The sequence below is a fragment of the Nocardia kruczakiae NBRC 101016 genome (assembly GCF_001612965.1).
Taxonomy (GTDB): domain Bacteria; phylum Actinomycetota; class Actinomycetes; order Mycobacteriales; family Mycobacteriaceae; genus Nocardia; species Nocardia kruczakiae.
In genome coordinates, this window is sequence record NZ_BDBL01000007.1 from 33832 (window position 1) to 60451 (window position 26620).

20 protein-coding genes are annotated in these 26620 nt (G+C 68.6%); 11 read left to right on the forward strand and 9 right to left on the reverse strand.

Annotated elements, in window-relative coordinates; genetic code table 11:
- Positions 1-24: 24 nt before the first annotated feature.
- Positions 25-1401, reverse strand: a complete 1377-nt coding sequence (locus NK1_RS07255) for an alpha/beta hydrolase family protein (protein WP_063007790.1) — start codon at positions 1399-1401, stop codon at positions 25-27.
- Positions 1402-1686: 285 nt separating this feature from the next.
- On the opposite strand from NK1_RS07255, the gene NK1_RS07260 reads away from it, so the two are divergent.
- Positions 1687-2937, forward strand: coding sequence for a serine hydrolase domain-containing protein (locus NK1_RS07260; protein ID WP_063007791.1), 1251 nt, complete (start codon positions 1687-1689; stop codon positions 2935-2937).
- Positions 2938-2998: 61 nt separating this feature from the next.
- On the opposite strand, the gene ilvA is transcribed toward NK1_RS07260, so the two are convergent.
- Positions 2999-4354, reverse strand: a complete 1356-nt coding sequence (gene ilvA / locus NK1_RS07265) for a threonine ammonia-lyase IlvA (protein WP_063007792.1) — start codon at positions 4352-4354, stop codon at positions 2999-3001.
- 126 nt (positions 4355-4480) lie between these two features.
- The gene (locus tag NK1_RS07270; protein WP_063007908.1) at positions 4481-4924 is read right to left on the reverse strand and encodes a nitroreductase family deazaflavin-dependent oxidoreductase; all 444 of its coding nucleotides are present in this window, start codon (positions 4922-4924) and stop codon (positions 4481-4483) included.
- Between the two features lie 108 nt (positions 4925-5032).
- Here NK1_RS07270 and NK1_RS07275 point away from each other — a divergent pair, with 108 nt between their 5' ends.
- Positions 5033-5269, forward strand: a complete 237-nt coding sequence (locus tag NK1_RS07275; RefSeq protein WP_063007793.1) for a hypothetical protein — start codon at positions 5033-5035, stop codon at positions 5267-5269.
- A 105-nt stretch (positions 5270-5374) separates the two neighbouring features.
- Here NK1_RS07275 and dnaE read toward each other — a convergent pair whose 3' ends face one another.
- On the reverse strand, positions 5375-8920 hold the full coding sequence (gene dnaE, locus NK1_RS07280) for a DNA polymerase III subunit alpha (RefSeq protein ID WP_063007794.1): 3546 nt from the start codon (positions 8918-8920) through the stop codon (positions 5375-5377).
- Between the two features lie 451 nt (positions 8921-9371).
- Here dnaE and NK1_RS07285 point away from each other — a divergent pair, with 451 nt between their 5' ends.
- Positions 9372-10634: a T6SS phospholipase effector Tle1-like catalytic domain-containing protein gene (locus NK1_RS07285; protein ID WP_084460664.1), complete on the forward strand. Its 1263-nt coding sequence runs from the start codon at positions 9372-9374 to the stop codon at positions 10632-10634.
- A 385-nt stretch (positions 10635-11019) separates the two neighbouring features.
- Complete coding sequence (locus tag NK1_RS07290) at positions 11020-11583, forward strand: transglycosylase SLT domain-containing protein (protein WP_218023077.1); 564 nt, start codon at positions 11020-11022, stop codon at positions 11581-11583.
- Positions 11584-11601: 18 nt separating this feature from the next.
- Here NK1_RS07290 and treY read toward each other — a convergent pair whose 3' ends face one another.
- A complete protein-coding gene (treY, locus tag NK1_RS07295) occupies positions 11602-14028 on the reverse strand; it encodes a malto-oligosyltrehalose synthase (RefSeq protein ID WP_063007795.1) in 2427 nt (808 codons plus the stop codon).
- Positions 14025-16160 (reverse strand): glycogen debranching protein GlgX, encoded by a 2136-nt coding sequence (glgX, locus tag NK1_RS07300; protein WP_084460665.1) that lies wholly within the window; start codon positions 16158-16160, stop codon positions 14025-14027. Before glgX ends, treY begins: the two co-directional genes overlap by 4 nt.
- A gap of 283 nt (positions 16161-16443) precedes the next feature.
- Here glgX and NK1_RS07310 point away from each other — a divergent pair, with 283 nt between their 5' ends.
- The 7 genes from NK1_RS07310 to NK1_RS07340 all read left to right on the forward strand — a co-directional run bounded on the left by NK1_RS07310 (position 16444) and on the right by NK1_RS07340 (position 23555).
- Positions 16444-17715: an adenosylmethionine--8-amino-7-oxononanoate transaminase gene (locus NK1_RS07310; RefSeq protein ID WP_063007798.1), complete on the forward strand. Its 1272-nt coding sequence runs from the start codon at positions 16444-16446 to the stop codon at positions 17713-17715.
- Positions 17716-17863: 148 nt separating this feature from the next.
- Positions 17864-18709, forward strand: a complete 846-nt coding sequence (locus NK1_RS07315) for a class I SAM-dependent methyltransferase (RefSeq protein WP_218023078.1) — start codon at positions 17864-17866, stop codon at positions 18707-18709.
- Between the two features lie 63 nt (positions 18710-18772).
- On the forward strand, positions 18773-19912 hold the full coding sequence (locus tag NK1_RS07320; protein ID WP_063007799.1) for an FAD-dependent monooxygenase: 1140 nt from the start codon (positions 18773-18775) through the stop codon (positions 19910-19912).
- Positions 19913-19992: 80 nt separating this feature from the next.
- A complete protein-coding gene (locus NK1_RS07325; RefSeq protein ID WP_063007800.1) occupies positions 19993-21141 on the forward strand; it encodes an 8-amino-7-oxononanoate synthase in 1149 nt (382 codons plus the stop codon).
- Between the two features lie 30 nt (positions 21142-21171).
- A complete protein-coding gene (gene bioD, locus NK1_RS07330) occupies positions 21172-21852 on the forward strand; it encodes a dethiobiotin synthase (protein ID WP_063007801.1) in 681 nt (226 codons plus the stop codon).
- A gap of 145 nt (positions 21853-21997) precedes the next feature.
- A complete protein-coding gene (locus NK1_RS07335; protein WP_063007910.1) occupies positions 21998-22336 on the forward strand; it encodes an MmcQ/YjbR family DNA-binding protein in 339 nt (112 codons plus the stop codon).
- Between the two features lie 73 nt (positions 22337-22409).
- A complete protein-coding gene (locus NK1_RS07340; RefSeq protein ID WP_063007802.1) occupies positions 22410-23555 on the forward strand; it encodes an alpha/beta fold hydrolase in 1146 nt (381 codons plus the stop codon).
- Positions 23556-23568: 13 nt separating this feature from the next.
- On the opposite strand, the gene NK1_RS07345 is transcribed toward NK1_RS07340, so the two are convergent.
- From NK1_RS07345 to NK1_RS07355, 3 genes are all read right to left on the reverse strand, one after another.
- Complete coding sequence (locus NK1_RS07345; protein WP_063007803.1) at positions 23569-24591, reverse strand: ABC transporter substrate-binding protein; 1023 nt, start codon at positions 24589-24591, stop codon at positions 23569-23571.
- A gap of 5 nt (positions 24592-24596) precedes the next feature.
- Complete coding sequence (locus NK1_RS07350; protein ID WP_245660383.1) at positions 24597-25325, reverse strand: ABC transporter ATP-binding protein; 729 nt, start codon at positions 25323-25325, stop codon at positions 24597-24599.
- A 152-nt stretch (positions 25326-25477) separates the two neighbouring features.
- The gene (locus tag NK1_RS07355) at positions 25478-26509 is read right to left on the reverse strand and encodes a FecCD family ABC transporter permease (protein ID WP_063007804.1); all 1032 of its coding nucleotides are present in this window, start codon (positions 26507-26509) and stop codon (positions 25478-25480) included.
- Positions 26510-26620 lie beyond the last annotated feature (111 nt).

Sequence of the window (26620 nt, forward strand, 5' to 3'; positions counted from 1 at the left end):
AGTCGCCCCGCGCGCCGCTACCGGTCACGGCACCGGTGTGACGTATTTGCCGAGCCACGTGGTGATGTAGTTCAGCACCTCGGGCGCGATCGTCGTTTCGATGGTCGGATATTCCTTCGGGCTGCCGGTGTCGGCGGGTTGCATCAGATGGTTGAGTCCGTCGAAGACGTGGACCTCCGCATTCGGGTCGCCCGCCAGGTTCGCCCGGGCGGCGGGGGCGCTCTGGGCGGCGGGAACCTGCATGTCCTTGGTTCCGTAGAAGGCCAGCACCGGAATTCGCAGCGCCTGCAGGGCCGGTGCCGGGTCGTAGTCGACCAGGGCCTGGAAGTACGGCGCGGTCAGCTGATCGATCGCCGATTGTGGCTGTCGCTGCTCCGGCGGTAGCGAGTCGTCGTGTTCGGTGGCGAAGCGGCGGACCTGCTCGTCGTCACCGGTGCGGATCAACGTCGTCAGCGTGGTGATGTAGCCGACCTGTTTGCGGACGGCGTCGGCGTCGGCGTGCTCGCTGCGCAGCAGCAACTGGTTCTGTGCGAGCAGCACCTCCGAGCCGGACACCGCGGGCCCGGCCATCATGATCACGAAGGCGAGCCGGCTGTCGGGGCGGGTGGCGGCCAGCGGTGCGAGATAGCCGCCCTCGCTGTGGCCGAGCAGACCGATGTGGTTGCCGTCGATATCCGCACGGCTGCGCAGATAGCCCAGCCCGGCCATGATGTCGTCGGTGAGGTCGGTGTAGCTGCAGGTGTCGAGCTGTCCGCCGGTGCCGCCCACACCTCGGTCGTCGGTGCGCAGGACGGCGTATCCGGCGCGTGTGAGCGTATCGGCGAGCAGCAGGAACGGTTTGTGCCCGGCGATCTCCTCGTTGCGATCCTGAGGTCCGCTGCCGGATACCAGGACGACCGCCGGATACGGTCCCGGCCCTCGTGGCCGGGTGAGCGTTCCGGCGATGGTGGTGCCGTCGCTGCTGCGATAGCTCACGTCCTCGGAAATATACGGCCACGGCGGACGCGGCTCCTGCGGGCGCGGCGGGGCCTGCACTTTCCCGCGGTGCAGGGTCAGCGCCAGATCGTGACCCGACTGGGTGAAGGTGCCGGTGACGGCATCGGTGCGACGGTCGTAGCGGCCGTTGAAGTGCGGATCGCCCGGCAGTCCGGGGATCGTGAAGGCGATCGCATCCGGCGCGATATCGACCTGTTCGAGGGGCAGATCGAAGACGCCCTGCGCCGGAACCGTCACGCTCCCACCGTCTTCGGTGAAGCTCACCCCGATCGGCAGCTGCTGATCCGGCAGCGGCAGCACCCCGTTCCAGTCGCCGGTCACCGGTGCGGGGCGCGGGGTCGCGGTCACCGTGTCGGAGCTCGAGCAGGCCGCCACGAGGGCCATGGCGAGCAGCGTGGCGACCATCGCGATCAGGCCCCGACGCCGCCGCGATCCCGGCGGTGTCCCCGCCCGGCTGCGGGATCCCGGCGAATCGGAGCTCTCAGACCGCAACGATCGCATGTCTCAACCATGACACACCGTCGCGGGCGCAGGACTGTTTCGGCAGGTCACGACATGGGAGGTCGAAGCGACCGGGGAATCACAGACCGGATCCGTACCGCGTGCGGTGCGCGTCGAACCGGTCTCGGGGGTATCACCGTGCGGACAACGCCGTTGCCCGCACAACGGTACGCCCGTACCGTAGGCTGTGTGAGCAACGACGCTTTACCCGCAGGTTCTGCGGCTCTGCCCGCAGGTGTGCGTGGCTCGGCCGCGGTCGAGTTCGAACCCTTGGTGCGTAATTTCGCACGGATCGTCGGGGGCCGTGCCGGAGCCGGAGGCGGTCTGACCGTGCTTCGGCACGGTGAGCCGGTGGTCGATGTGTGGACCGGCTACTCCGATCTCACCACGCCCTGGACCCGCGAGACGGGCAGCGTCGCGTTCTCCGCGACCAAGGGCATCGCCTCCACCGTCATCCATCGCCTGGCCGACCGCGGCCTGATCGACTACTCCGCTCCGGTGGCCGAGTACTGGCCCGAATTCGGCGCGGCCGGCAAATCGCGAATCACGGTGGCGCAGTTGCTCACTCACCGCGCCGGACTGTCCTCGCTCCCGCCCGTCGCCGGGGGACTCGACGAGGTGCTCGACCACGAACTCATGGAACACCGCCTGGCCGCCGCCGCGCCGGACCGGTTGCTGGGGGTGCCCGCATACCACGCCCTCACCTACGGCTGGCTGCTGGCGGGGCTGGCCCGGGCGGTCACCGGCACGAATATGCGCGAGCTGTTCCGCACCGAGGTCTCCGAGCCGCTGGGCATCGACGGCCTCCATCTCGGTCGTCCGGCGCCGGATTCGGACACCACCGTCGCCGCGCTCGCCGGTTCCCGGCTGGCGATGGCCGGAACCGCGCTGGGTGCCCTGGTCCTCGGGCAGGCCGGACGTTTCCCGGGTCCGGCCGGTGCCGCGACTCGCGCGCTGTTCCTGCCGGGCTTGCATGCCCTGTTCGACGGTGACGAACCGTCCATCCTCGCGACCGAGATGCCCGCCGGCAACGGCGTGTTCACCGCGAACGCACTGGCGTCGGTCTACGGGGTGCTCGCCGACGGCGGCATGATCGCCGGTCGCCGGTATCTGTCGGCGCAGACCATGCGCGAGATCCGGCGCGTGCAGACCCACCGGCTCGATCACGCCCTGTTCTACTTCCCGATGATGTGGCATCTGGGCTATCACACGTTCCCGATCCCGGGGGCTTCCTCCGGGTTCGGCCATATCGGGCTGGCCGGTTCGTTCGGCTGGGCGGAACCGCGCCTGGGTCTGTCGGTCGGCTTCGTGCACAACCGGTTCACGCCCCAGTCGTTCGTCTGGGATCAGCTGGCCGCGGCCTGGGTGTTGCCGCTGGTGATGCGCGGTGCCCGGGCCATGCGCGACGGCCGCCGCACGTCGCAGCGACGCGCCGCGTGAACGTCGAACCGCCCTGTGCCGCAGGAGATTCCGCGGCACAGGGCAAGTTCGGCGGGGGAGATCAGGTGAGGTACCGGTAGGTGGGGGAGTCGGGATCGAGCTGCTGGCATTGGATCGGCGAGTCGTCCATGCGCGCCAGCAGTGCCGCCAGGCCGGAGGGTGCGCCCAGTTCGATGCCGACCAGCGCGGCCCCGGTCTCCCGGTTGTTGCGCTTGACGTATTCGAACAGGGTGATGTCGTCGTCGGGGCCGAGCACCTCGTCGAGGAAGCGGCGCAGCGCGCCGGGTTCCTGCGGGAAGTTCACCAGGAAATAGTGTTTGAGGCCCCGGTGCACCAGCGAGCGCTCGATGATCTCGCCGTAGCGCGAGATGTCGTTGTTGCCGCCCGACAGCAGGCATACCACCGTCGACCCCGGCTCGATATCGATCTCGGCCAGCGCGGCCACCGCCAGCGCACCCGCCGGTTCGGCGATCACACCCTCGTTCTGATACAGCTCGAGCATGGCGGTGCAGATGGCGCCCTCGTCGACCTGCATCATCCGGAAAGAGCCTGCGCCCCGGGGCGATTCGGTGCCGATGAGCAGCGGCAGCGACGCATGCGACACCACGCGCCCACCGAACTTCGACACCGTGGCGTAGGGCAGGTCGCCCACCCGCCGCACGGCGGCGCCGTCGACGAACGGATCGATCTGCGGCAGCGTGACCGGGCCACCCGCGATGAGCGCGGCGGTCATGGAGGCCGCGCCCGCCGGTTCGACGCCCAGGATGGCGGTGGTATGCGAGCGGTCGCGCAGATAGGTGCCGATGCCGGCCAGGCAACCGCCGCCGCCGACGGGGATGATCACCAGATCGGGGGCGGTCGGCAGCTGTTCGAGGATCTCCACCGCCACGGTGCCCTGCCCGGCCGCGGTGCGAGCGTCGTCGAACGGCGGGACCATGGTGGCGCCGGTGCGGGATACGTCGTCGGCGGCCGCCGCGGCCGCCGCGTCGAAGGTGTCGCCGACGGCGATCAATTCCACGAATTCGCCGCCGTGGGCGCGAATGCGATCGCGTTTCTGCTTGGGTGTGGTGGTCGGCACGTAGATGCGGCCCTGGATCCCCATCGCGCGGCAGGCGAAGGCCACCCCCTGGGCGTGGTTGCCGGCGCTGGCGGTGACGACGCCTGCCGCACGTTCGCCGGCATCGAGTTGCACGATCAGGTTGTAGGCGCCGCGCAGCTTGTAGGAGCGGACCGCGGTGAGGTCCTCACGCTTGAGGTAGACGTTCGCGCCGGTGGCCGCCGACAACCGCTCGATTCGCTGCAGCGGCGTCGGCTCGACGATGTCGGAAATTCGCTTGGCGGCCGCGTCGATCTCGTCCGCGCTCAGTTCGGGCGGCGGAGCGGATACTTTCTCTACGACATCCAGCGGTTCAGACACCCGAACATGCTATCGGTCGCGGTAGGTGCGGCGCGCGGCAGTTTCCCCAGCGGTCCGGTACGCCCGGAAACCGGCGACGCCCGGACCGAGGGCCGGGCGTCGCACCGGTGATCGCGGACCGGTGAATCAGGACTTCGGGGTCAGGACGAAAACCGGGATCTCGCGGTCGGTCTTCTTCTGATAGTCGGCGTAGTCCGGGTAGGCCTCGACCGCGCGCTCCCACCATACGGCCTTCTCCTCGCCGGTCACCTCGCGCGCGGTGTAGTCCTTGACCACATCGCCGTCGCGCAATTCGACGGTCGGATTGGCCTTGAGGTTGTAGTACCAGACGGGATGCTTGGGGGCGCCGCCGAGGGAGGCCACCGCCGCGTACTCGCCGTTGTGCTCCACGCGCATCAGCGGAGTCTTGCGCAGTTTGCCGGTCTTGGCGCCGACACTGGTGACCAGGACGATCGGAATTCCGCGGTCGAGCAGGGTGTTGGCTTGTGTCCCGTTGGAGGCTTCGTACTTCTCGGCCTGCTCGCGGGACCAGTCGGACGGGCTGGGTGCGTATTCTCCGGTGAGTGGCATGCCGGGCATAACAATCGAGGCCGGCGGATGTGTTCCCGGCGTCGTTCGTGACCGGATCGCCGCAAATGTTCGGTGGACCGAACTTCGTGATACGTGTAGCCTGACGATATGACAGCGGTCAGCCCCATCGTTCGCCCGGTCCGCCGTGCCACGCATACGGTGCGGCTCGCCGGTGTGCCGTGGCCGGTGTACAAACTCGAGGCCGTCGCGCTGGGTCTGCTGCTCGCGCTGATGCTGGGCCTGATCACCGGGTCGGCGCAGCTCGCCGTACTGGTCGGCGCCGGATTCGCGGCTCTGCGCTGGATCGTGGGAGTCGCGGCGGATCGCTCCCACCACGCCGACTGACCCCACGGGCTATCGGCGCCCATCCTTACGTCGAACATCGGCGACGCTCTGTCGTGGTAGCGGACTGCGGCGCGACGCCCGGTCGGTACGCGGCGCCGCACGTCCTCAGCTCGCCAGGCAGCCCGGGCCGAGCAGCGCCTTCAGATCACCCATCAGCGCCGAGGACGGCGACACCCGCAGGTTGTCGGCGACCTTGAGCAGGGTGGTCTTCTCCCGTGATCCGACATGGCGGATGTGCACATCGGCGGTGCCGGGGTGGCTGGACAGGACGCGCTTGAGCGCGCTCACCTTGTCGGGTGTGCACAGCCGGGTCGGGATCGTCACCGCCAGCGGCTTCTCCATGCCGATCGACGACAGATCCGGCACCACCAGGTCGTTGGCGATCAGGGAGATCCGGTCGTCGCGCACCGAGACGCGCGCCTTCACCAGCACGACGGCGTCCTCGGCGATGTCCATCCCGTACACCGAATAGGCCTGCGGGAAGAACAGCACCTCGATACCACCGGTGAGGTCCTCCAATTGCGCTGAGGCCCAGGGCATTCCGTTCTTGTTGACGCGCCTGGTCACCGAGGCGAGGATGCCGCCGATGGTCACCTGCGCGCCGTCCTTGACGTCGCCCTGCAGAATCGCCGGGATCGGCGTATCCGCCTGGGCGGCGAGCACATGCTCCACCCCGTTGAGCGGATGGCCGGACACGTAGAGTCCCAGCATCTCGCGTTCCAGGGCCAGCTTGTGCTTGGCCTCCCACTCCTCGTCGGGCACCTTGACATCGAAGACCGACGAGATCGAATCGTCACCGTCGTCGAGGCCGCCGAACAGGTCGAACTGTCCGATCGCCTCGGCCTTCTTGGTGGCCATCACCGCGTCGATGGCGTCGGAATGCACCAGCAGCAGGCCCTTGCGCGGATGCCCGAGCGAGTCGAAAGCGCCTGCCTTGATGAGGGATTCGGTGACCTTCTTGGTGCAGGCGACGGTGTCGATCTTGTTCAGGTAGTCGGAGAAATCGGTGAACTTCGACTTCTCCGTGCGGGCGGCGATGATCGAGGACACCACGTTGGTGCCGACGTTGCGCACCGCGCCCAGACCGAAACGGATGTCGGTGCCGACCGGCGCGAAGTTCTGTTCGGACTCGTTGACGTCGGGCGGCAGCACCGTGATGCCCAGGCGGCGGCAGTCCGACAGGTAGACCGCGGCCTTGTCCTTGTCGTCGCCGACGCTGGTGAGCAGGGCGGCCATGTACTCGGCCGGATAGTTGGCCTTGAAGTAGGCGGTCCAGTAGGAGACCAGGCCGTACGCGGCGGCATGCGATTTGTTGAACGCGTAACCGGCGAACGGGAGGATGGTGTCCCACAGCGCCTTGATCGCGGCCTTGGAGAAACCGTTCTCCAGCATGCCCTTCTCGAAGCCCTCGAACTCCGCGGCCAGTACCTCGGCCTTCTTCTTACCCATCGCGCGGCGCAGGATGTCGGCTCGTCCGAGCGAGTACCCGGCCACCTTCTGCGCGACGTGCATGATCTGCTCTTGGTAGACGATCAGGCCGTAGGTCTCGCCGAGGATGTCCTTGAGCGGTTCCTCCAGCTCCGGATGGATCGGCTTGACCTCTTGGCGCCCGTTCTTGCGGTCGGCGTAGTCGTTGTGCGCGTTCATGCCCATCGGGCCGGGGCGATACAGCGCGCCGACGGCCACGATGTCCTCGAAGGCGGTGGGCTGCATGCGTCGCAGCAGATCGCGCATGGGCCCGCCGTCGAGCTGGAACACACCGAGGGTGTCACCGCGGGCGAGCAGTTCGAAGGTCTTCGGATCGTCCAGCGGCAGCGCGTCCAGGTCGACGTCGACACCGCGGTTGGCCTTGGCGTTGTCGATCGCGTCACCGAGCACGGTGAGGTTGCGCAGCCCGAGGAAGTCCATCTTCAGCAGGCCGATGGCCTCACACGACGGATAGTCCCAGCCGGTGATGATGGCGCCGTCCTGGGCTCGCTTCCACACCGGGATCGCGTCGGTCAGCGGCTCCGAGGACATGATCACCGCGCAGGCGTGCACGCCTGCGTTGCGGATCAGGCCTTCCAGTCCCTTCGCCGTGTCGTAGATCTTGGCGATGTCGGGGTTGGATTCGATGAGGGTGCGGACCTCGGCGGCCTCCTTGTACCGCTCGTGCTCGGGATCGGTGATACCCGACACCGAGATGTCCTTGGCCATGATCGGCGGCGGCAGCGCCTTGGTGATCTGGTCGGCGATCGCGAAGCCGGGCTGGCCGAACAGCACGCGGGCCGAATCCTTCAGCGCCGCCTTGGTTTTGATGGTGCCGAAGGTGATGACCTGGGCGACCCGGTCGGTGCCCCACTTCTCGGTGGCGTAGCGGACCATCTCACCGCGGCGGCGATCGTCGAAGTCGATATCGATATCGGGCATCGACACGCGCTCGGGGTTGAGGAATCGCTCGAACAGCAGACCGTGCGGCAGCGGGTCGATGTTGGTGATCTTCAGCGCGTAGGCGACCAGCGAGCCGGCGGCCGAACCACGACCGGGACCGACCCGGATCCCTACCTCGCGGGCGTGGTTGATCAGGTCGCCGACGACCAGGAAGTAGGCCGGGAAGCCCATCTCGAGAATGACGTTGATCTCGTATTCGGCCTGGTCGAGGTACTTCTGCGGGACACCGTCGGGGAAGCGGTACTCGAGGCCGCGCGCGACCTCCTTGCGCAGCCACGACGCCTCGGTCTCACCCTCGGGCACCGGGAATTTCGGCATCCGGTCGCGATGGGTCCACACGTCCTCGTAGGACTGCACCCGCTCGCCGATCAGCACGGTGTTGTCGCAGGCGCCGGGGACCTCGCCGTCCCAGATCTCGCGCATCTCCGCGGCCGACTTCAGGTAGTAGCCGCTGCCGTCGAATTTGAAGCGGGTCGGGTCCGAGAGCGTCTTACCGGTCTGAATGCACAGCAGCGCTTCGTGATTCGTGGAGTCGGATTCGTGCACGTAGTGGCAGTCGTTGGTGGCCAGCGGCGGGATGCCCAGCTTCTTGCCGACCTCGATCAGGCCCTCGCGCACCCGGCGCTCGATGGACAGTCCGTGGTCCATGAGCTCGAGGAAGAAGTTGTCCTTGCCGAAGATCTCCTGCCACTTGGCCGCGGCCTCCAGCGCCTCGCGGTCGTGGCCCAGTCGCAGCCGGGTCTGCACCTCGCCGGACGGGCAGCCGGTGGTCGCGATGATCCCTTCGGCGTACTGGGCGATGATCTCGGCGTCCATACGCGCCCACTTGCCGAGCTGTCCCTCGATGGAGGCCAGGCTCGACAGCTTGAACAGATTCCGCAGACCGGTCGCGTTCTCGGCGACCATCGTCATATGCGTGTAGGCGCCGGAACCGGAGACGTCGTCGCTCTTCTGGCTCGGGTCACCCCACTGCACGCGCTTGGTGTTGAACCGCGACTCGGGCGCGATGTACGCCTCGATGCCGATGATCGGCTTGATGCCTTGTTTCTTGGCCGAGTTGTAGAACTCCGAGGCGCCGTACATGTTGCCGTGGTCGGTCATCCCGACCGCGGTCATCCCGAGCCGCTCCGCCTCCTTGAACAGGGGCGTGATCTTGGCGGCGCCATCGAGCATCGAGTACTCGGTGTGGTTGTGCAGATGTACGAATCCCGAGTCGGCCACGCGAGGAATCCTAGTCGACCGGACCGACACCCTGCGCCAGGGAACTACATGCGTGCAATTCGCGGCTGGGCGAGTCCGCCGGAATCGCCGCGAACCTCCCGCATCACGGTGGCGAATCTCACCGCCGCGACCGCGGTCGCGGACGATCGCCGGGAGGGATCCGAGTGGCCCCGGTAACGCCGCGCGGGCCCGGCGGCGATAACCCGGCTGCGAGAGACGAACGGTCCACAAGGGCAGATCGGTGCGTCGCGGCGGTCGGCGGTCTTCGGGCCGCTCCCCGTCTCGCCGATGACGGTCGACCGAGACGAGGGCGGTCGGCCGTCATCATTCCACTACTCGCATCCCCGACATCCGATGCGCGCGAGCATTAACGTAATCACTCGCGCTGCGCGATGATTCGAGTAGTTCGCTACTCGCGAGCGACACGGTACGGGGCGGGAGGATTACCGGTATGAAGCGTTTGGTTGTGTGCTGTGACGGCACGTGGGGATCGGAGAGCAATCCGACGGTCTCCAATGTTGTGAAGATCGCCGAGTCGGTGCGGTCGAGTGCCGTAACCGACGCGGGCGACCATGTGGGACAACGGGTTTTCTATGTCGACGGCCCCGGCTCCCGCGGCTATCTGGCCGATAAACTGCTCGGCGGCGCGTTCGGGCTCGGACTCGACGCCAATCTGTCCACGATGTACTGGCAGCTCGCCCTGAACTGGGAGCCGGGGGACGAGATCTACGTCTTCGGCTTCAGTCGCGGGGCCTATACCGCCCGCAGCCTGGTCGGGATGGTCAACCGGCTCGGGCTGCTCACCGCCGACGCGATGATCGAGCGGACGTATCCGGAGGCGTTGGCGATCTACCGTCAGCGCAAAGTGGATCCCGACGGCCCGGATCGGCCGGAGTGGATCGAATTCCGCGAGCGGCATTGCGTCTATCCGGTGCCGATCCACTTCGTCGGCGTCTTCGACACCGTCGGCGCGCTCGGGGTGCCGCTGCTGACCTCGTGGCGCTACCGCTTCCACGATGTGCGGCTGTCGCGCAATGTGCGCTACGCGCGGCAAGCGCTGGCGATCGACGAGCGCCGCCGGATGTACGCACCCTGCCTGTGGGAGGTCACCGACGACCCCGAGGGCGGCCCGGCCGGTGCCGACCGGGTACAGCAGGTGTGGTTCGAGGGAGTGCACACCGATATCGGCGGCGGCTACGCCGACAGCCGGCTCTCCGACATCACGCTGCGCTGGATGGTCGACCAGGCTCGCCGGGCGGGATTGAGTTTCGACGACGAGCGCATCGAACAACTCCTGAGCCGCGGTACCCCGGCGCAGTCGGCCGCCGCGCCGGATTCGACTGTCGCCGCGCCGGATTCGACGCCGAATTCGCCTCCGCGGGCGCATGATTCGCTGACCGTCTTCTACCGCGTCCTCAATCGCGTGGGCTGGGCATTGCATCCGCGCAACCCCCGCTTCTACGCCGATTCCTGGCGTCGTCTGTCCGCACCCGGTGATCGGCGCATCTACCTCGCCGACTGCGCCGCGCCGTGCGCGACCTACCGCCCGCCGAACGTCGTCCGCTGGGCCGAGGAACTGGCCGGACCGCTGCCCACTCTGCCGGTCGGCGAGCACGACGAGGGCGTCGTCACTCATCACCCGGTAGCAGAACAGCATGTGCCGGGCGGAGAGCATCCGGCGGGCAGCGGCTCGGTAGCCGGCACCGCCGCCTGATCGTCACCGCGAGCCCCCGGCGTTCGCCCAGCGCGTTCGCCGGCGGCGCGGTGCCGCGGCTCAGGTGAGCCGGCCGCTGAAAGCTGTCACCGGGCGCTTCCGGTAGGCGCCCGGGTTCGCTTGTGTCTCAGTGGCTTAAGGGTGCGGAGCGATCTCGGCTCGGCCTGCGGCTGGGTGCGTGATCTGATCGAGATAAAACCGACGTGTGATCCGCTGCACACATCACCGCAGGTCCAGCGGATTTTTCTCAGCGTAATAACATCTGTTGTTCACTTGACGTTATGTTTACGTTAACTTGCCGCAATCATTCTGTGACTCGCCAGGAAGCAGACCAACGGTCTGTTTTCACCGCGGCGAGCGGGCTTTTGTTCTGCGGATCGTCGCGATGGTCCCACCACCGTTCGACGTACCCGGAGTTCGTATCGCCATGCAGATCAGAAGACTGTTACCTCTCGCCGTCCTCGCCGCCGTCGTCACCGTGCCCGTCGCGGCCCACGCCGATGCCCCCGCCGCGCCGCCACAACTGCAGCAGTTGGTGCAGGGGTTGCCGCAGCCGCAGCAGGATCAGGCTCAGCAATTCCTGCAGAACCTGCCGCAGCCGCTGCAACAGGTGGTCCCGCAGACCTATCCCGACAACCTCGACGGCTGGATCAAGCACGCGCTCTTCGTGATGGGGCAGCACGGCATTCCGGGCAGCTACGACGGCATCTACCGCAACGTCATGCGCGAGTCGGGTGGCAACCCGCGTGCCATCAACCTCTACGACTCCAACGCCGCGGCAGGCATCCCGTCCAAGGGCCTGATGCAGGTCATCGACCCCACCTTCGCCGCCTACCACGTCGACGGCACCTCGGGTGACATCTACGACCCGGTCGCCAACATCGCCGCCGCCTGCAACTACGCCGCGCACCGCTACGGCACGATCGACAGCGTGTTCTCGGCGTACTGATCCGGGCTCGCTCCGGTCTCAGCGCACCAGCAGCGCCACCGGCAGGCGGGCGAACAGCTTCTCCAGCCGGGTGCGGCCGGTGAACGTATGGCCGGTGAGGCGGTCGGTCCAGGTGCCCGAGGGCAGGTCGAGGACGGTATCGGCCCACCCGCCCTCGGCCAGGGCCACGCTGTAGCGGGTCGCGGCCACGATCACCTGCGGCGCCTCCCCGATGCGGCCGCGCGCGTACCCCACCAGGTGTTCGCTGCGGTCGCCGCTGCCGAACAGCGGTGTGTAGGAGCCGCCGACGAAGCAGTCCGGCCGCTCCCGCCGCAACCACAGGGCGTAGGCGACGATCCACATCTTCGCCGCCCCGGAGTTGTCCAATTCCGGTGTGCCCGTGAGTGATTGCAGCATCGCCAGGCGATGACCGAAGTCGACCGGCCGCCGGTTGTCCGGATCGACCAGCGAGTCCTCCCACAACTCACACCCCTGATACACGTCGGGGATGCCGGGGCCGCACAGCTGAAGCAGCTTCTGCCCCAGCGAATCCGACCATGCGTGCGGCGCGAGCCGGGTCGCCAGTTCACCCAGTTCGGCGCCGACCGGCCCGTCGATCACGGTGTCCAGCCAGCGATGCACGTCCGCCTCGAAGTCGACGTCGGGTTCCTCCCACGAGGACCGCAGTCCCGCCTCGCGCACCGCCTTCTCGGCGAACAGGTGCAGGCGTTCGCGAAACCGCGGCACCGTGGCGGGGCGGCGTCCGTCGACGGGCCACACGCCGAACATGTTCTGCAGCAGGAAGATCGCGGTCTGCCCGTCCGGTGCGGGCGCCAGTTCCAGCCACGCGCCCACCGCCTTCGCCCAGCTGTCGGCCACCTGCGAGAGCACCGTGATGCGGGCCCGCACATCCTCACCGCGCTTGGTGTCGTGCGTCGACAGCGTCGTCATCGTGGTCGGGCGGCGCACCGCGCGTTCGGCATTGGCCAGATGGAATTCCAGCACCGACCGGCCGAACCGGCTCGGATCACCGCCCATGTCCTGCAGCGACACCAGACGCGCCGCCTGATAGAACATGGTGTCGTCGACCGCCTTGGCCGCGACCGCGCCGCCGACCTGATGCATCCGCCGCGCCGCTTCTCCGCCGGCGGCCAGCGCCCGCACCAGAACCGACAGCGGCGCGGTCAGCTCCCGGTTGCGTTGCTGCACCTCGGCCACGACGGTGCTGAGCACACCGGACAGGGGTGCGTAGTCGGTGCGGTACACCGGCATATAGGACAGCACCTCGATGGTGGCATTGGTCAGCGCCATATCGCTGATCGCCGCCGAATCGAATCCGTTCACCGCGGCATCGCGCTTCACCGCGCCGACCAATCGCCGGACCTCGGGAACGAGCAGCCGTTCGGCGACCGCGCGTTTGATGCGGTGTTCGGTGTCGGCGATCCAGGCGGCATCGCTGCCGTGCCCCGATATCCGCCGCGACAGTTCGGTGAGCGCCTGCTCCCCGGCCGGATCGACGAAGAGGCCGCCGACCTCCGCGAGCGCTTCGTATCCGGTGGTGCCGTCCACGGGCAGCGTGGCGTCGAGCGGTTCGTTCCGGCCGAGCACCTTCTCCACGATCAGCAGCCGCTGCGGACCGATCAACCTCCGCAGTTTCGCCAGATAGGCGGCCGGATACGACAATCCGTCGGGATGATCGACACGCACCCCGTCGATCAGATCGTGTTCGCACCAGGCGGCCAGTTCGCGATGGGTCAGGTCGAACACCGCCGGCTCCTCCTGCCGGATGGCCGCCAGTTCGGAGACCGCCAGGAACCGGCGATAGCTGCAGATCCCGGCCTTCCAGCTGACGAGGCGATAGTGCTGGCGGTCGTGGATGCGCAGCGCGTTCTCCCCGTCGGTGCCCGGGGCGATCGGGAAGCGCAGATCACGCAGGGCCAGGACGGGTTCGGGGCCCGAGCGATCGACGGTCAGCGCCGCCGGATCGTTCTCACTGTGCAGGACCGGTAGCGCGAGCCGCCCGCCGGCGCCGTTGCCCGGACTCCAGTCGATGTCGAAGAAATGCGCGAACTTCGAATTCTTGCCGTTACGCAGCACATCCCACCACCACGGATTGCGCCGCGGATCACCGACGCCGACGTGATTGGGCACCAGATCGACGATCAGTCCCATGCCGCGGGCGCGGACCTCGTCGGCGAGAGCCTTCAGCCCGCCCGGCCCGCCCAGTGCCGCCGACACGGTGGTCGGATCGGTGACGTCGTAGCCGTGCGCGGAGCCCGGCATCGCGGTCATCACCGGAGACAGATACAAATGCGAAATGCCCAGCTGCTGCAGATATTCGGCGATCGCGCGGGCATCGGCGAAGGTCAGGGCGTCCGGGCGCAGTTGCAGTCGGTACGTACTGCGCACGGGGGTCCGGCGGGCGATCGGGCCGGTGCGGTGTTCAGGGGAAGGGGTGTCTGTCATCTCGATATCGGTGTGGATTCGGAACGGCGGAGAACGAGCAGGCAGCGAGCGGGTACGGCGACCGTGGTCGCTGCGGAATAGGTGGCATCTGCGCGCCCGGTGGGTGTCGAGCAATCCAGCGCCACGGTCCAGTGCGCGCCGAATTCCGGTCCGGGTACGGCGAATTCGAGGGGTGCGTCGTGGGCATTGAAACACAGCAGGAACGAATCATCGCGCACTCGTTCCCCGCGCGGGCCCGGTTCGGCGATCGCCTCGCCGTTGAGGAACACCGCCAGCGAGCGGGCGAAGCCGGTGTTCCAGTCGGTGGTGGTCATCTCCGTGCCGCCGGGGGTGAACCACGCGATATCGCCGGGGAGTTCGCCGGGGGTGCCGGGGCGTCCGTCGAAGAAGCGCCGTCGCCGGAACACCGGATGGGCGCGGCGCAGCGCGAAGGCGGCGCGCGTGAACGTCAGCAGATCGGCGTATTTCTGGGCGGCGCCCCAATCCATCCAGGACACCGGCGAATCCTGGCAGTAGGCATTGTTGTTGCCCTGCTGCGTGCGCCCGATCTCGTCGCCGTGCAGCAGCATGGGTGTGCCCTGCGACAGCGCCAGGGTGGCGATCATGTTGCGGCTCTGGCGATCTCGCAGCGCACACACCTCCGGATCGTCGGTGGGACCTTCTATCCCGCAGTTCCAGGACCGGTTGTAGTCCTCGCCGTCGCGATTGTCCTCGCCGTTGGCGTGATTGTGTTTATCGTTGTAGGACACCAGATCACGCAGCGTGAAGCCGTCGTGGGCGGTGACGAAGTTGATACTCGCACCCGGTCGGCGGCCGGTGGCCTCGTACAGGTCGGAACTGCCGGTGAACCTCGAGGCGAATTCGCCCAGGGTCGCCGGTCGGCCGCGCCAGTAGTCGCGCACGGTGTCGCGGTATTTGCCGTTCCACTCGGTCCACAGGCCGGGGAAGTTCCCGACCTGGTAGCCGCCCTCGCCGACATCCCACGGCTCGGCGATCAGTTTGACCTGACTGACCACCGGATCCTGCTGCACCAGGTCGAAGAAGGTGGAAAGCCGGTCCACATCGTGCAATTCGCGCGCCAGCGTGGCCGCCAGATCGAAGCGGAAGCCGTCGACGTGCATATCGAGAATCCAGTACCGCAGCGAATCCATGATCAGCTGCAACGTGTGCGGGTGGCGCACGTTGAGGCTGTTGCCGGTACCGGTGTAGTCCATATAGTGCGCCGGATCGTCTTCGGCCAGACGGTAGTACGCCGCGTTGTCGATCCCGCGCAGGCCGATCGTCGGCCCGAGGTGATTACCCTCGCCGGTGTGGTTGTAGACCACGTCGAGGATCACCTCGATGCCGGCGCTGTGCAGTGCCCGGACCATCGCCTTGAATTCGGTGACCGCGGCCCCGGCGCGTGGGTCGGCGGCGTACTCGTGGTGCGGCGCCAGATAGCCGAAACTGTTGTATCCCCAGTAGTTTCGCAGGCCGCGGTCGAGCAGGATTCGATCGTGCAGGAACTGGTGGACCGGCATGAGCTCGATGGCGGTGACCCCGAGCGCCAGCAGGTGGTCGATGATCGCCGGATGCGCGATACCCGAGTAGGTGCCGCGCAGTCGCTGCGGAATCGCCGGATGCGTCATCGTCAGCCCCTTCACGTGGGCTTCGTAGATGACGGTTTCGTGATAGGGCCGCCGCGGCGGGCGGTCGCCGCCCCAGTCGAAGTACGGGTTGACCACCACACCGGTCATGGTGTGCCCCAGCGTATCCGCGCCGTAGGTGTGCAGGGTGGCGTCGGTGGCGAACCGGCCCGCGAAGGCCTTGCCGTAGGGGTCGAGCAGTAATTTACTACTGTCGCAGCGCAATCCGCGGGCGGGATCGTAGGGGCCGTGCACGCGGAACCCGTAGCGCTGGCCGGGGGCGACGGTGGGCAGATAGGCGTGCCAGACGTACCCGTCGACCTCGTCGAGCGGGATGCGGTGCTCACCGCCCGCGCGATCGATCAGGCACAGCTCGACCTGTTCGGCAACTTCGGAGAACACCGAGAAGTTGGTACCGGCCCCGTCGTAGGTCGCGCCCAGCGGATAGGCGGCGCCCGGCCAGACACCGAGAGGCGTCATCTCACCGGATGTATCGGGCCGAACCATGTATCGACAGTAACCGTCGCGCCGGAGTCGCCGGTGCGGGTGGGCCGGGTCGTGCCCGGCCGGTAATCCGGTGGCTATCGATGGCGCCGTTGTTACCGCAGGCCGCGCCGCCACGTCCGGCCGACGAGGTCGGCGCCGAAACTGTGGTGCGGCCCGAAATCGACGAGTTCGAATCCGGCGCGCTGGTAGATCGGTCGCGCCGTAGTCGCGGTCCCCGTGCCGACGTGATTCGTCGCGGTGCTAACTTGAACAGCGTTCAAGACCGTCTCGTGAAGGGATCCGCGTGGCCCTGACAGCCGACCAGATCACCGCCCTCGACGCCGCCCATGTGTGGCATCCCTACGGGGGCTTCCCCGCGAGCACCGAACCGCTGGTCGTCGCCTCGGCCGCGGGCACCCGCCTGACCCTCGCCGACGGCCGCGAACTGGTCGACGGGATGAGTTCGTGGTGGGCGGCGGTCCACGGGTATCGGCATCCGGTGCTGGACGCCGCGCTGGTCGAGCAGTCGCGGCGGATGAGTCATGTCATGTTCGGCGGGCTCACCCACGAGCCGGCGGTGCGACTGTCGCAGCTGCTCGTAGAGCTGACTCCCGACGGTCTGGACAAGGTGTTCCTCTGCGATTCGGGCTCGGTGTCGGTCGAGGTCGCCGCCAAGATGTGCCTGCAGTACTGGCGGGCGCTCGGACAGCCCGGCAAGCGGCGGCTGTTCACCTGGCGCGGTGGGTATCACGGTGACACCTTCACTCCGATGAGCGTGTGCGATCCCGAGGGCGGCATGCACTCGCTGTGGACAGATGTGCTGGCCGAGCAGATCTTCGCGCCCGTACCGCCGGTCGACTTCGATCCCGCCTACGTCGCGGAACTGGATCGGCTGCTGGCCGCACACGCGCACGAGACCGCGGCGGTGATCGTCGAGCCCGTCGTGCAGGGCGCGGGCGGGATGCGTTTTCATCATCCGCGCTACCTGAACGAGCTGCGCCGGTTGTGCGACGAGCACGGCGTACTGCTGGTCTTCGACGAGATCGCCACCGGATTCGGCCGCACCGGAACGCTTTTCGCCGCCGACGCCGCCGGGGTGGTGCCCGACGTGATGTGCGTGGGCAAGGCCATCACCGGCGGATATATGACCCTGGCCGCAGCACTGTGCACCACCCGCATCGCCGAGACCGTCAGCGCGGCGCACGGTGGGCTCATGCACGGGCCCACCTTCATGGGCAATCCGCTGGCCTGTGCGGTCGCGGTGGCCTCCGTCGAACTGCTGCTCTCGCGGGACTGGGCGGGCGAGGTCGCCGCGATCGAGGCGGGTCTGAAATCGGGACTCGCTGCCGCGCAGGACAATCCGCGTGTGGTGGATGTGCGGGTGCTCGGCGCGATCGGGGTGGTCGAACTCGACCATTCGATCGATATGGTCGCCGCGACCCGCGCCGCCGTCGAGGCCGGCGTGTGGCTGCGGCCGTTCCGCAATCTGGTGTACACCATGCCGCCGTTCATCAGCAGCGCCGACGATATCGCGCGCATCGCCGCCGGCGTCGTCGCCACCGCCGCGGCGGGGTGAGCCGAATTCCCTTCCTACCCGCCCTTTGTCGTATATCGGATATTTATTTTCGTGTGATATGGTAACGGCGAGCGCGAAAATTCCTGTCTATCATCGGCATTCGCCCGGTCATATCCACCGGGTCCGCAGGACGGTGAAAGGGAATTCGATGATCGGCACCGAACCCAGTCGCACGGCGATGATGGCGGCCGCGGCCCGCGCGGCCCACCTGCTGATCGACAGCGAGCCCTATCTGTTCCGCGACACCATGGCCTCCGCCCTGCTCGGCCCACATGCCGAAGAGCTCATCGGCTACCACCTGCACCACGGCGACCATCCGCTGCTCGCCGCGGTCCGGGCGCAGGCGACGGTGCGCAGCCACTGGGTCGAACAGCGCCTCGCCGAATCGGCCGCGGCGCAATATGTCGTTCTCGGTGCGGGACTCGACAGTTTCGGATATCGCGGTCCGGCCGAAGGCATCCGGATATTCGAGGTCGACCATCCCGGCACCCAGCGGTGGAAAAGGGAAATCCTCGCCATCGGCGATATCCAGCCGGTCGGCGAGGTGAGTTTCGTACCCGTCGATTTCGAACACGACGAATTGCCACGGCAATTGACGGATGCCGGATTCGACCGTGAACGTCCCGCGGTGGTCAGCTGGCTCGGAGTCAGCATGTATCTCACCGCCGAGGCGATCGGCGCCGCGCTGGCCGCCCTGGCCGGTCTGGCCCCGGGGTCGGAACTGGTGATGGAGTACATGCTCGATCCGGCACTGCGCGACGGCAACGGGCACGCCTACGCCGAATCCGTCCAGCCCGTCACCAGCGCACAGGGTGAACCGTGGCTGAGCACCTTCACCCCGGAAGCTCTCGACGACGTCCTGCGCCGGTACGGGTTCACCACGGTCGAGCACATCAGCCACCGAGCGGCCGTGCCGGCGGGCTGGTGGGAACGCACCGATGCGCTGCAACCGGTGGATCTGTGCCGGCTGGCACATGCGCGCATCGGCGGCTGACCTGCGGCGGTGTGCGCGGTGTGTTTGGCTGGACTCCGACGCCTAGGAGCCGAGGAGTGGGGAATGCGGGCACTGCGAGTGATCGTCGTCGGCGGGGGAATCGGCGGTATGGCCGCCGCGATCGCGTTGCATCGGCGCGGACACGACGTCCAGGTCTGGGAGCGAGCCGCCGCCGTCGGCGAGGTCGGGTCGGGACTGACCTTGTGGCCCAACGGGTTACGCGCGCTGGATGCGATCGGCGTGGGCGCGCAGGTGCGCTCGCGCGCGATGGCCGAGACCGAGGGTGGAATCCGCGACCGCTCCGGCCGCTGGCTGACCCGCACCGACACCGAGAAAGTGGCCGACCGGTACGGCCCGGTGGTGGCGGTCCATCGCGCGGACCTGTTCGACATCCTGTGTACGGCGCTCGGCGAGGACCGTCTGCGCCTGGGAGTCACCGTCACCGGGGTCGACATCGAAGACCCGCCGGTGCGCGTCCTGCACGCCGGGGGAGCGGAGACGGCGGATCTCGTGATCGGTGCCGACGGCCTGCGCAGCGTCGTGCGGACCGCGGTCTGCCCCCACGCCCGCCCACCCCGCTACGCCGGATACACCGCGTGGCGAATGATCACCGAACCGCTGCCCGGCCTTCGCCAGGGCGGCCAGATCTGGGGCAGCGGTGAGATTTTCGGCATCGTCCCGCTCGCCGACCAGCGGGTGTACATGTTCGGCGCGGTGAACGCGGCCGAAGGCGAGCGCGCACCCGACGGCGAATTCGCCGAAGTGCGACGGCGTTTCGGCGCGTGGCCCGATCCGGTTCCGCGACTGCTGGGCGCGGTGTCGCCGGATTCGGTGATGCGCCACGACATCTACCATCTGCCCGATCTGCCGACGTTCGTCCGCGGACGCGTCGCGCTGCTCGGCGACGCCGCACACGCCATGACGCCGAACATGGGCCAGGGCGCGAACCTCGCCCTCGAGGATGCGGTCACCCTGGCCGCGTTGCTCGACAACGGCGAGATCGACGACGCGCTGCGCCGCTACGACGCGCGGCGTCGCCCGCGCACCCGGGCCCTCGCCCATCGTTCCCGGCGGATCGGCACGGTCGCGCAATGGTCGTGGACACCCGCGGTGCGTGCCCGCGACACCGCGTTGCGGCTGATGCCCGGCTGGGCGATGCCGCGCGCCTTCGCACGCGCCCTCGACTGGACGCCACCGGCCTGACGGTTCGCCACCTGCGGCGGGAACGGTGGAACGCACCCGGCGCAGGCGTCCTGAACGGCGTTCAAGTATGCTTCCGAGCTGTGAACGAGGATCCGTTGAGCTGGTTGGACGAGCGTGCGGGTGACCGGGTGCGCGCCGGGCTGCGGCGGCAGTTGCGGGCGCGACCGGCGCACAGCGATCTCATCGACCTCGCCTCCAACGACTACCTGGGCCTGTCGCGCCACCCCGAGGTGATCGCGGGCGCGGTCGAGGCGGTCCGGACCTGGGGCGCCGGCGCGACCGGATCGCGGCTGGTCACCGGCACCACCGTCGCGCACGAGGAATTCGAGTCCGACCTGGCCGACTTCGTGGGAGCGCAGGCGGGCCTGGTCTTCGCCTCCGGGTATGCCGCCAACCTCGGTGTCGTCACCGCACTGGCCGGTCGCGGCGCGCTGGTGGTCTCCGACGCCGGCAGTCATGCCTCGCTGGTCGACGCCTGCCGGCTCTCGCGGGCGCGGGTGGAGATCGCGCCGCATCGCGATGTCGAGGCCGTCGACCGGCTGCTGTCGCAGCGGACGGAGGAGCGGGCGCTGGTGCTCACCGATTCGGTGTTCAGCGCCGACGGCGACCTGGCGCCGCTGACCGACCTGCATCGGGTGGTGCGCGCGAACGGTGCGGTGCTGATCGTCGACGAGGCACACGGCATCGGCGTGCGCGGCGACGGTGGACGCGGCCTGGTGCAGGAACTCGGCCTGGCCGGGCAACCGGATCTGATCGTCACCGCCACTCTGTCGAAAGCGCTTGCGGCGCAAGGCGGAATCGTGCTCTGCGACGAGCGGGTACGCGCCCACCTCATCGATACCGCGCGCACCTTCATCTTCGACACCGGATTGGCGCCCGCCGCGGTGGGCGCCGCCCACGCGGCGTTGCGGTTGCTGCGCAAGGAACCGGAGCTGGGCGGGCGAGTGCTCACCCGGGCCGCCGATATCGCCCGCATCGCCGGTGTGCCGCAACCGGATTCGGCGGTCGTCTCGGTGGTGCTGGGGCAGGCGCAGGTCGCCTACGACGCCGCGCAGCAGTGTCGGGCACGCGGTCTGAGCGTGGGTTGTTTCCGGCCGCCGTCGGTGCCGGAAGGCACCTCGCGGCTGCGGCTGACCGCGCGTGCCGACCTCACCGATGCCGAGATGGAGACCATCGCCACGGTGCTGGACGAGGTGCTGACCGCGGCGCGGGATCCGCGGGCCGCCTGAGTGATACGAGGAATGGAGGAGCGAGGCGCTATGAGCAGGTTGATCGTGACGGGCACCTCGACCGATGTCGGGAAGACCGTCGTCACGGCCGCGCTGGCCGCGGCGGCGCGTTCGGCCGGGCGCACGGTCGCGGTGTGCAAACCGGCACAGACCGGCGTGGCTCCGGGCGAAGCGGGCGACCTCGCGGTGATCGAGCGGCTGGCGGGTGTGACCCGCACGCTCGAACTGGCCCGCTATCCCGAACCGCTGGCCCCCGACACCGCCGCCCGCCGCTGCGGGCAACCGCTGCTCACCCTCGGTGAGACGGTGGCAGGCATCGACTCGCTGGCCGATGCCGACCTCACCCTGATCGAGGGCGCGGGCGGCCTGCTGGTCCGGGTCGGGGAGTTCACGCTGCTCGAGCTGGCACAGAAATTGGCCGCACCGGTGCTGGTGGTGGCGGCCGCGGGACTGGGCACACTCAACCACAGCGAACTCACCACCCGCGCCCTCGCCGCCGCCGGTGTGCGGTGTGCGGGACTGGTCATCGGATCCTGGCCGAGCGCACCGGATCTCGCCTCCGAATGCAACCGCACCGACTTGCCGGAGGTCACCGGTGTCGAGGTGGTCGGGGTGATTCCCGAGGGCGCCGGGCAGTGGTCGCCCGAGCGATTCACCGACACCGCGTCCGGATGGTTCCACGCGGACTGGAGTCGGCGCTACCTCGGCTGAGCCCTACCTCGCCGCCGGATCGGGCGCCGGGCGGCCTCGCGAATTCGGACCGTCCACCGCCTGCCGGGCAGGCGAATCGAGGGCCGGCGCGATATCCGTGGCCACACCCCGATTCCTGTCGGTGGTGCCTGGCAGGATGCTGGGCATGAGCGCAACCGGGGAGGATGCCCGCGACTATGCCTTGTCGCTGCCGGAGACGTCGGAGCAATTCGCCTGGGGGATGCCCACTTTCCGGGTCGCGGGCAAGCTGTTTCTGACCCTGCCCGAGGCCGAGACCTCGATGGCGGTGCGCTGCCCGATCGTCGACCGCGACGAACTGGTCGTGGCCGAACCCGGGAAATTCTGGATCGCCGCGCACGAGGCCGGTAACGCATGGGTGCGCGCCCGGCTGGCCGCGCTGGACGACCGGGCCGAATTGGAGGCGATCATCCTGGATTCGTGGCGTCAGGCCGCACCCCGCCATCTCCTCGACGACCAGGGGTAATCGATATCGGATATGACCGGGCCGCGTCGCGGGACGGATGCGCCGGTCGCGAAGGCCCTTACAGTGGGTAGGGATGTCCATGCGAGATCGGCACCCTTCCACGGTCGCGGATTACGACGATGCGCGACGGCGGGCCCGGCTGACCGAAACCCGTGCAGGGCACCGCTGGCGGACGCTGGGGCGGACGCGGCGCGTGCTGCTGCGGGCGGCGCTGGTCCCGATCGTCGTCCTCGTCGTGTTCGCGCAGTACTGGCACTACGACGTTTCCCCCGAGCAGGCACGGCTGGCGCGCACCGATCCCGCGGTGCTGCCCATCTCGGGCCCGGCCGCCGCGAGCGAACGCGATACCGCGGTCTTCGACCTCGTCGGCCTGGGTTCGCTCGATGCCTCCGACACCGCGCGCTCCTTGCCCTCACTGCGGCAGCTGGGTTCGGTGTGGGCGGTGCGCTATGACAACACCGGTATCGACACCAAGGTCATCAGCGACCTGATCATCCGCGTCACCGAGGCCGCCCGCATCCACAAGGTGGTGCTGGTCGGCCACAGCATGGGCGGGGTGATCGCACTCGAGATCGCCAAGCACATCCACACCCACAGCACGCGCACTCTGTCCGGGGTGATCCTGGATTGCACGCCGGTCAACCTGGCCGCGGTGCGGCCGGAAAGCCGCGACCAGGGTGAGGATCTGCTGCGCTGGTTCGGTTGGTTCCCCGGCACGCGGGAGAGCCGGGGGCTGCGGCTGCTGGCGGAAACCTATTCCCGCCGTGACCAGTTCATCGACTACGGCTCCGATCCGCCGGGAATCCGGACGGGGGCGCTGGGCCGAACGGTCACCGATGTGCTGCGCCAGAAGATCTTCAACACCGATGCCGCCAGCAACGGCCTCATCGAGGATCAATTCAAGGCCATCGTCGCCAGCGGCGCGATCGACGACCTGCACGCGCTGGCGAAACCCGCGTCCGGCAAGGCCCGCCCGGCCGTCGTCTTCATTCGCCCGCACGATCCGTACCGGGATTCCGTCGTGGACGACGAATACACCCATCGCACGCTGATCGACACCGTCGGCGGTGTCGACGGCACACTCCTGGTGGTGCTGACCCGCAGCACCGGGCATGCCGATCCGCGCCAGCATCCGCGCGAATACAACACGGTGATCGCGCAGCAGATCGTGCCGTTCATCGGGCTGGTGCACTCCGAGCAGACCATGGGTATGCCGTGATCCGGCGCGCGGTTCAACGCACGGCGTCGTCGAATGCCGGGCGAATATCCGAGGGCGGCAGCATGTTCCACCGTTCGAGTTGTGCCCGCACCTGCTCGGCGGCGTCGATGTTGAGCGGGCTCGACGTCCAGAGCACATAGGGCAGGTTGAGGAAGCGTTGCTCGGTCACCGCGCGCAGCCGGTTGATGCCGGGTTTGGCGCGCAGGGCCTCCACCTTCTGGGCGAAGCTCTGCCCCGGGTAGTCGACGAAGACGAGGGCGTCCGGGTCGGCGGCGGCCAGGCGTTCCCACGACACCGCCGTCCAGGTGTCGGCCACGTCGTCGAGGGCGTTGCGGGCATCGGCGGCCTCGAGGACGGCCTGAGGCCCGCCGAATCTGCCGCTGGAGAAGATGGTTTCGCTCGCGGTGTCGAAGACGAACAGGGTTGGCGGTGTGGCGGCCCGCGGTGCGGCGCGCAAGCGCTGGAGGCGGGTATCGATGTCGGCGACGAGGGCGGTGGCCCGGTCGGAGTGTCCGGTGATCGCGCCCAGATTCGACAGATCCGCGCGCAGCGCCGCCCACGGTTCGACGGTGCCGCGTTGCCGCTGACCGGCGTGCGGTCGGCAGCTCTCGGTGAGGATGTAGGGCGCGATACCGTTGGCGCGCAGCGTATCCGGTGTGAGATCGGTGGCCTCGCTGTAGCCGTAGTTCCAGCCGGCCACCATCACATCGGGGCGCCGGGCCAGCACCGTCTCCCGGGACGGCGAGCTCGGCGCGACATTGTCCAACCGATCGACGACGTCACCGTAGTGCCGCCGCAGGGTCGCGACATCCTGTTGCAGACCGGCCACCGCGGCGACCGAATCCTGTGCGCCCAAGGCCAGCGTCATCGCGACCATATTGGTGTCGTTGACGAACATGCGCTGCGCCGGAGCCGGAAACCGCACCTGCTCACCGCAATTGGTGAGGGTCAGATTGCCGTCGGAGGTCTGCGCGGGGCCACACGCCACCAAGGACGCGACGGTCGAAGCGACGGCGAGCCATCGCAGAAGTCGCATAACGTCTATGCCTCCGTATTCGGTTCCAGCAGAAGATGTGTCGCGCCTGTCTCCGGATGTCGCACGCGCGCTGCCCGCACCCCGAAGACCGTGGCGAGAACCTCCGAACTCAACGCTTCTCGCGGAGCCCGCAGGTCCGAGGCGGATCCGTCGTGCACGACCAGCACCCGGTCGCAGTAGCGGTCGGCCAGGGTCAGGTCGTGCAGGGCGACCACGACGGTGCGGCCCAGTCCCCGAACCAGATCCAGCAGCGCGAGCCGGTGGGTGATGTCCAGGTGATTGGTCGGCTCGTCGAGCAGCAGCAGCGGGCTCGCCTGCGCCAGGGCCCGGGCCAGCAGCACCCGCTGCCGCTCACCCCCGGACATCCGCCACACCGGGCGATCGGCGAATCCGTCGAGATCGACAGCCGCCAAGGCCTCGCCGATCGCGCGGCGTTCGGCCGGACTGCCCGCGCCCCACGGCGGCAGATACGGCGTGCGGCCCAGCGCCACCACGTCGCCGGCGCACAGATCCGCCGGCGGCTGGTCGTCCTGCCCGACCATGGCGGCCGTTCGAGCGCGGCGTCGCGCCGGGAGGGCATGCAGCGCACTGCCATTCACCAGGACGCGGCCTCGGCGCGGGCGCAGAAGTCCGCCGATGGTGCGTAGCAGCGTGGACTTTCCGGCGCCGTTGGGTCCGACGACGCCGACCACCTCACCGGGACGGACGTCGAAGTCGGCATCTGCCAGTACCACTGCGCCGCGCGGCCCGCACGTCAGGTGCTCTACCCGTAGTGTGGCGGCGACCGTTTCCGGCGAGCGCTCAGCGGCGAGCGGGGGCGAGGGGACAGGTGCCGACGGGGCGGCCGGGACGCCTCCGTCCGCCGGGAACTGCGGCGCAGGCCCGTTCATGCCGCACCGAACCGGTAACGCCGCCGGCCCATCAGCAGCAGAAACACCGGCGCGCCGATCAGCCCGGTGAGCACACCCACCGGAATTTCGGTGGGCCGCACGAGAACTCGTGCCGCCGCGTCGGCCACGACCAGGAACAGCGCACCGCACAGCGCCGCGACCGGCAGTAACCGCCGATGGGTGGAGCCCACCAGCATCCGCGCCGCATGCGGTACCACCAACCCCACGAAGCCGATCCCGCCGGACACCGCCACCAGGACGCCGACCAGGATCGCCAGTCCGACGAACAACCCGTATCGCAGGGCCCGCACCGGCACTCCCACCGATGCGGCGGTCTCGGCGCCGACGCTCAACGCGTCGAGCCACCCGTGTACGGCCAGCAGAGTTGCCGCCGCGAGCGCAACGACGGTGGCGGGTACCGCGATTCGTGTCCAATCGGCTCCGGCCAGGCTGCCGAGCAGCCAGAACAGCACCGACTGCGCGGCCTTCGGGTCGGCGCTGCGGAAGATGAGGTAGCTGCTCAGCGCCGAAAACGCCGATCCCAGCACGGTTCCGGTCAGGACGAGGCGCAGTGGCGTCAACCCGCCCTGCGCCATCGCGATCGCGAACACCGTGGCCGCCGCCGTCAAGGCGCCGGCGAGCGCGCCGCCCGACAGCGCCCAGATTCCGGCGCCGGCGAACAACCCCGACGTGATCACGGCCGCCGCGCCCACTCCCGCGCCCGAGGACACACCGAGCAGATACGGATCGGCCAGGGGATTGCGCACCAATGTCTGCATGGCGGCCCCGGCGAGCGCCAGGCCCGCACCGACCACCGCGGCCAGGATCGTGCGCGGCACCCGCAACTGCCACACGATGGTGTCGAAGGCGGAATCGACCGCACCGGAGCCGCCCAGATGTCCGCCCAGCACCTCGAGCACCGCCGGGATCGGAAGCGGCTCGGCGCCACACGCGGTCGCCACCACCATGGCGACGAGCAGCGCCGCCAGTGTCACGGGGACGACGATCGTTGTCCGGACGCGATTCATCGCCGGAACTCCACAGGCATCACGCGACCTCTTCAGAGCAGTGCCCGGCGACCGAGGTCTGACTCCCGCAGCGGTCCGCACGTCGGCGCCCGCCCACGGTCACAGTGGCGC

Coding starts and splice junctions, on each gene's coding strand:
- NK1_RS07335 (WP_063007910.1), top strand. CDS start 21,998: ATGAGCGCAACCGGGGAGGATGCCCGCGACTATGCCTTGTCGCTGCCG.
- NK1_RS07285 (WP_084460664.1), top strand. CDS start 9,372: ATGAAGCGTTTGGTTGTGTGCTGTGACGGCACGTGGGGATCGGAGAGC.
- glgX (WP_084460665.1), bottom strand. CDS start 16,160: ATGGTTCGGCCCGATACATCCGGTGAGATGACGCCTCTCGGTGTCTGG.
- NK1_RS07275 (WP_063007793.1), top strand. CDS start 5,033: ATGACAGCGGTCAGCCCCATCGTTCGCCCGGTCCGCCGTGCCACGCAT.
- NK1_RS07340 (WP_063007802.1), top strand. CDS start 22,410: ATGTCCATGCGAGATCGGCACCCTTCCACGGTCGCGGATTACGACGAT.
- NK1_RS07255 (WP_063007790.1), bottom strand. CDS start 1,401: ATGGTCGCCACGCTGCTCGCCATGGCCCTCGTGGCGGCCTGCTCGAGC.
- NK1_RS07290 (WP_218023077.1), top strand. CDS start 11,020: ATGGTCCCACCACCGTTCGACGTACCCGGAGTTCGTATCGCCATGCAG.
- NK1_RS07355 (WP_063007804.1), bottom strand. CDS start 26,509: ATGAATCGCGTCCGGACAACGATCGTCGTCCCCGTGACACTGGCGGCG.
- NK1_RS07270 (WP_063007908.1), bottom strand. CDS start 4,924: ATGCCACTCACCGGAGAATACGCACCCAGCCCGTCCGACTGGTCCCGC.
- NK1_RS07345 (WP_063007803.1), bottom strand. CDS start 24,591: ATGCGACTTCTGCGATGGCTCGCCGTCGCTTCGACCGTCGCGTCCTTG.
- NK1_RS07320 (WP_063007799.1), top strand. CDS start 18,773: ATGCGGGCACTGCGAGTGATCGTCGTCGGCGGGGGAATCGGCGGTATG.
- bioD (WP_063007801.1), top strand. CDS start 21,172: ATGAGCAGGTTGATCGTGACGGGCACCTCGACCGATGTCGGGAAGACC.
- NK1_RS07315 (WP_218023078.1), top strand. CDS start 17,864: ATGATCGGCACCGAACCCAGTCGCACGGCGATGATGGCGGCCGCGGCC.
- treY (WP_063007795.1), bottom strand. CDS start 14,028: ATGACAGACACCCCTTCCCCTGAACACCGCACCGGCCCGATCGCCCGC.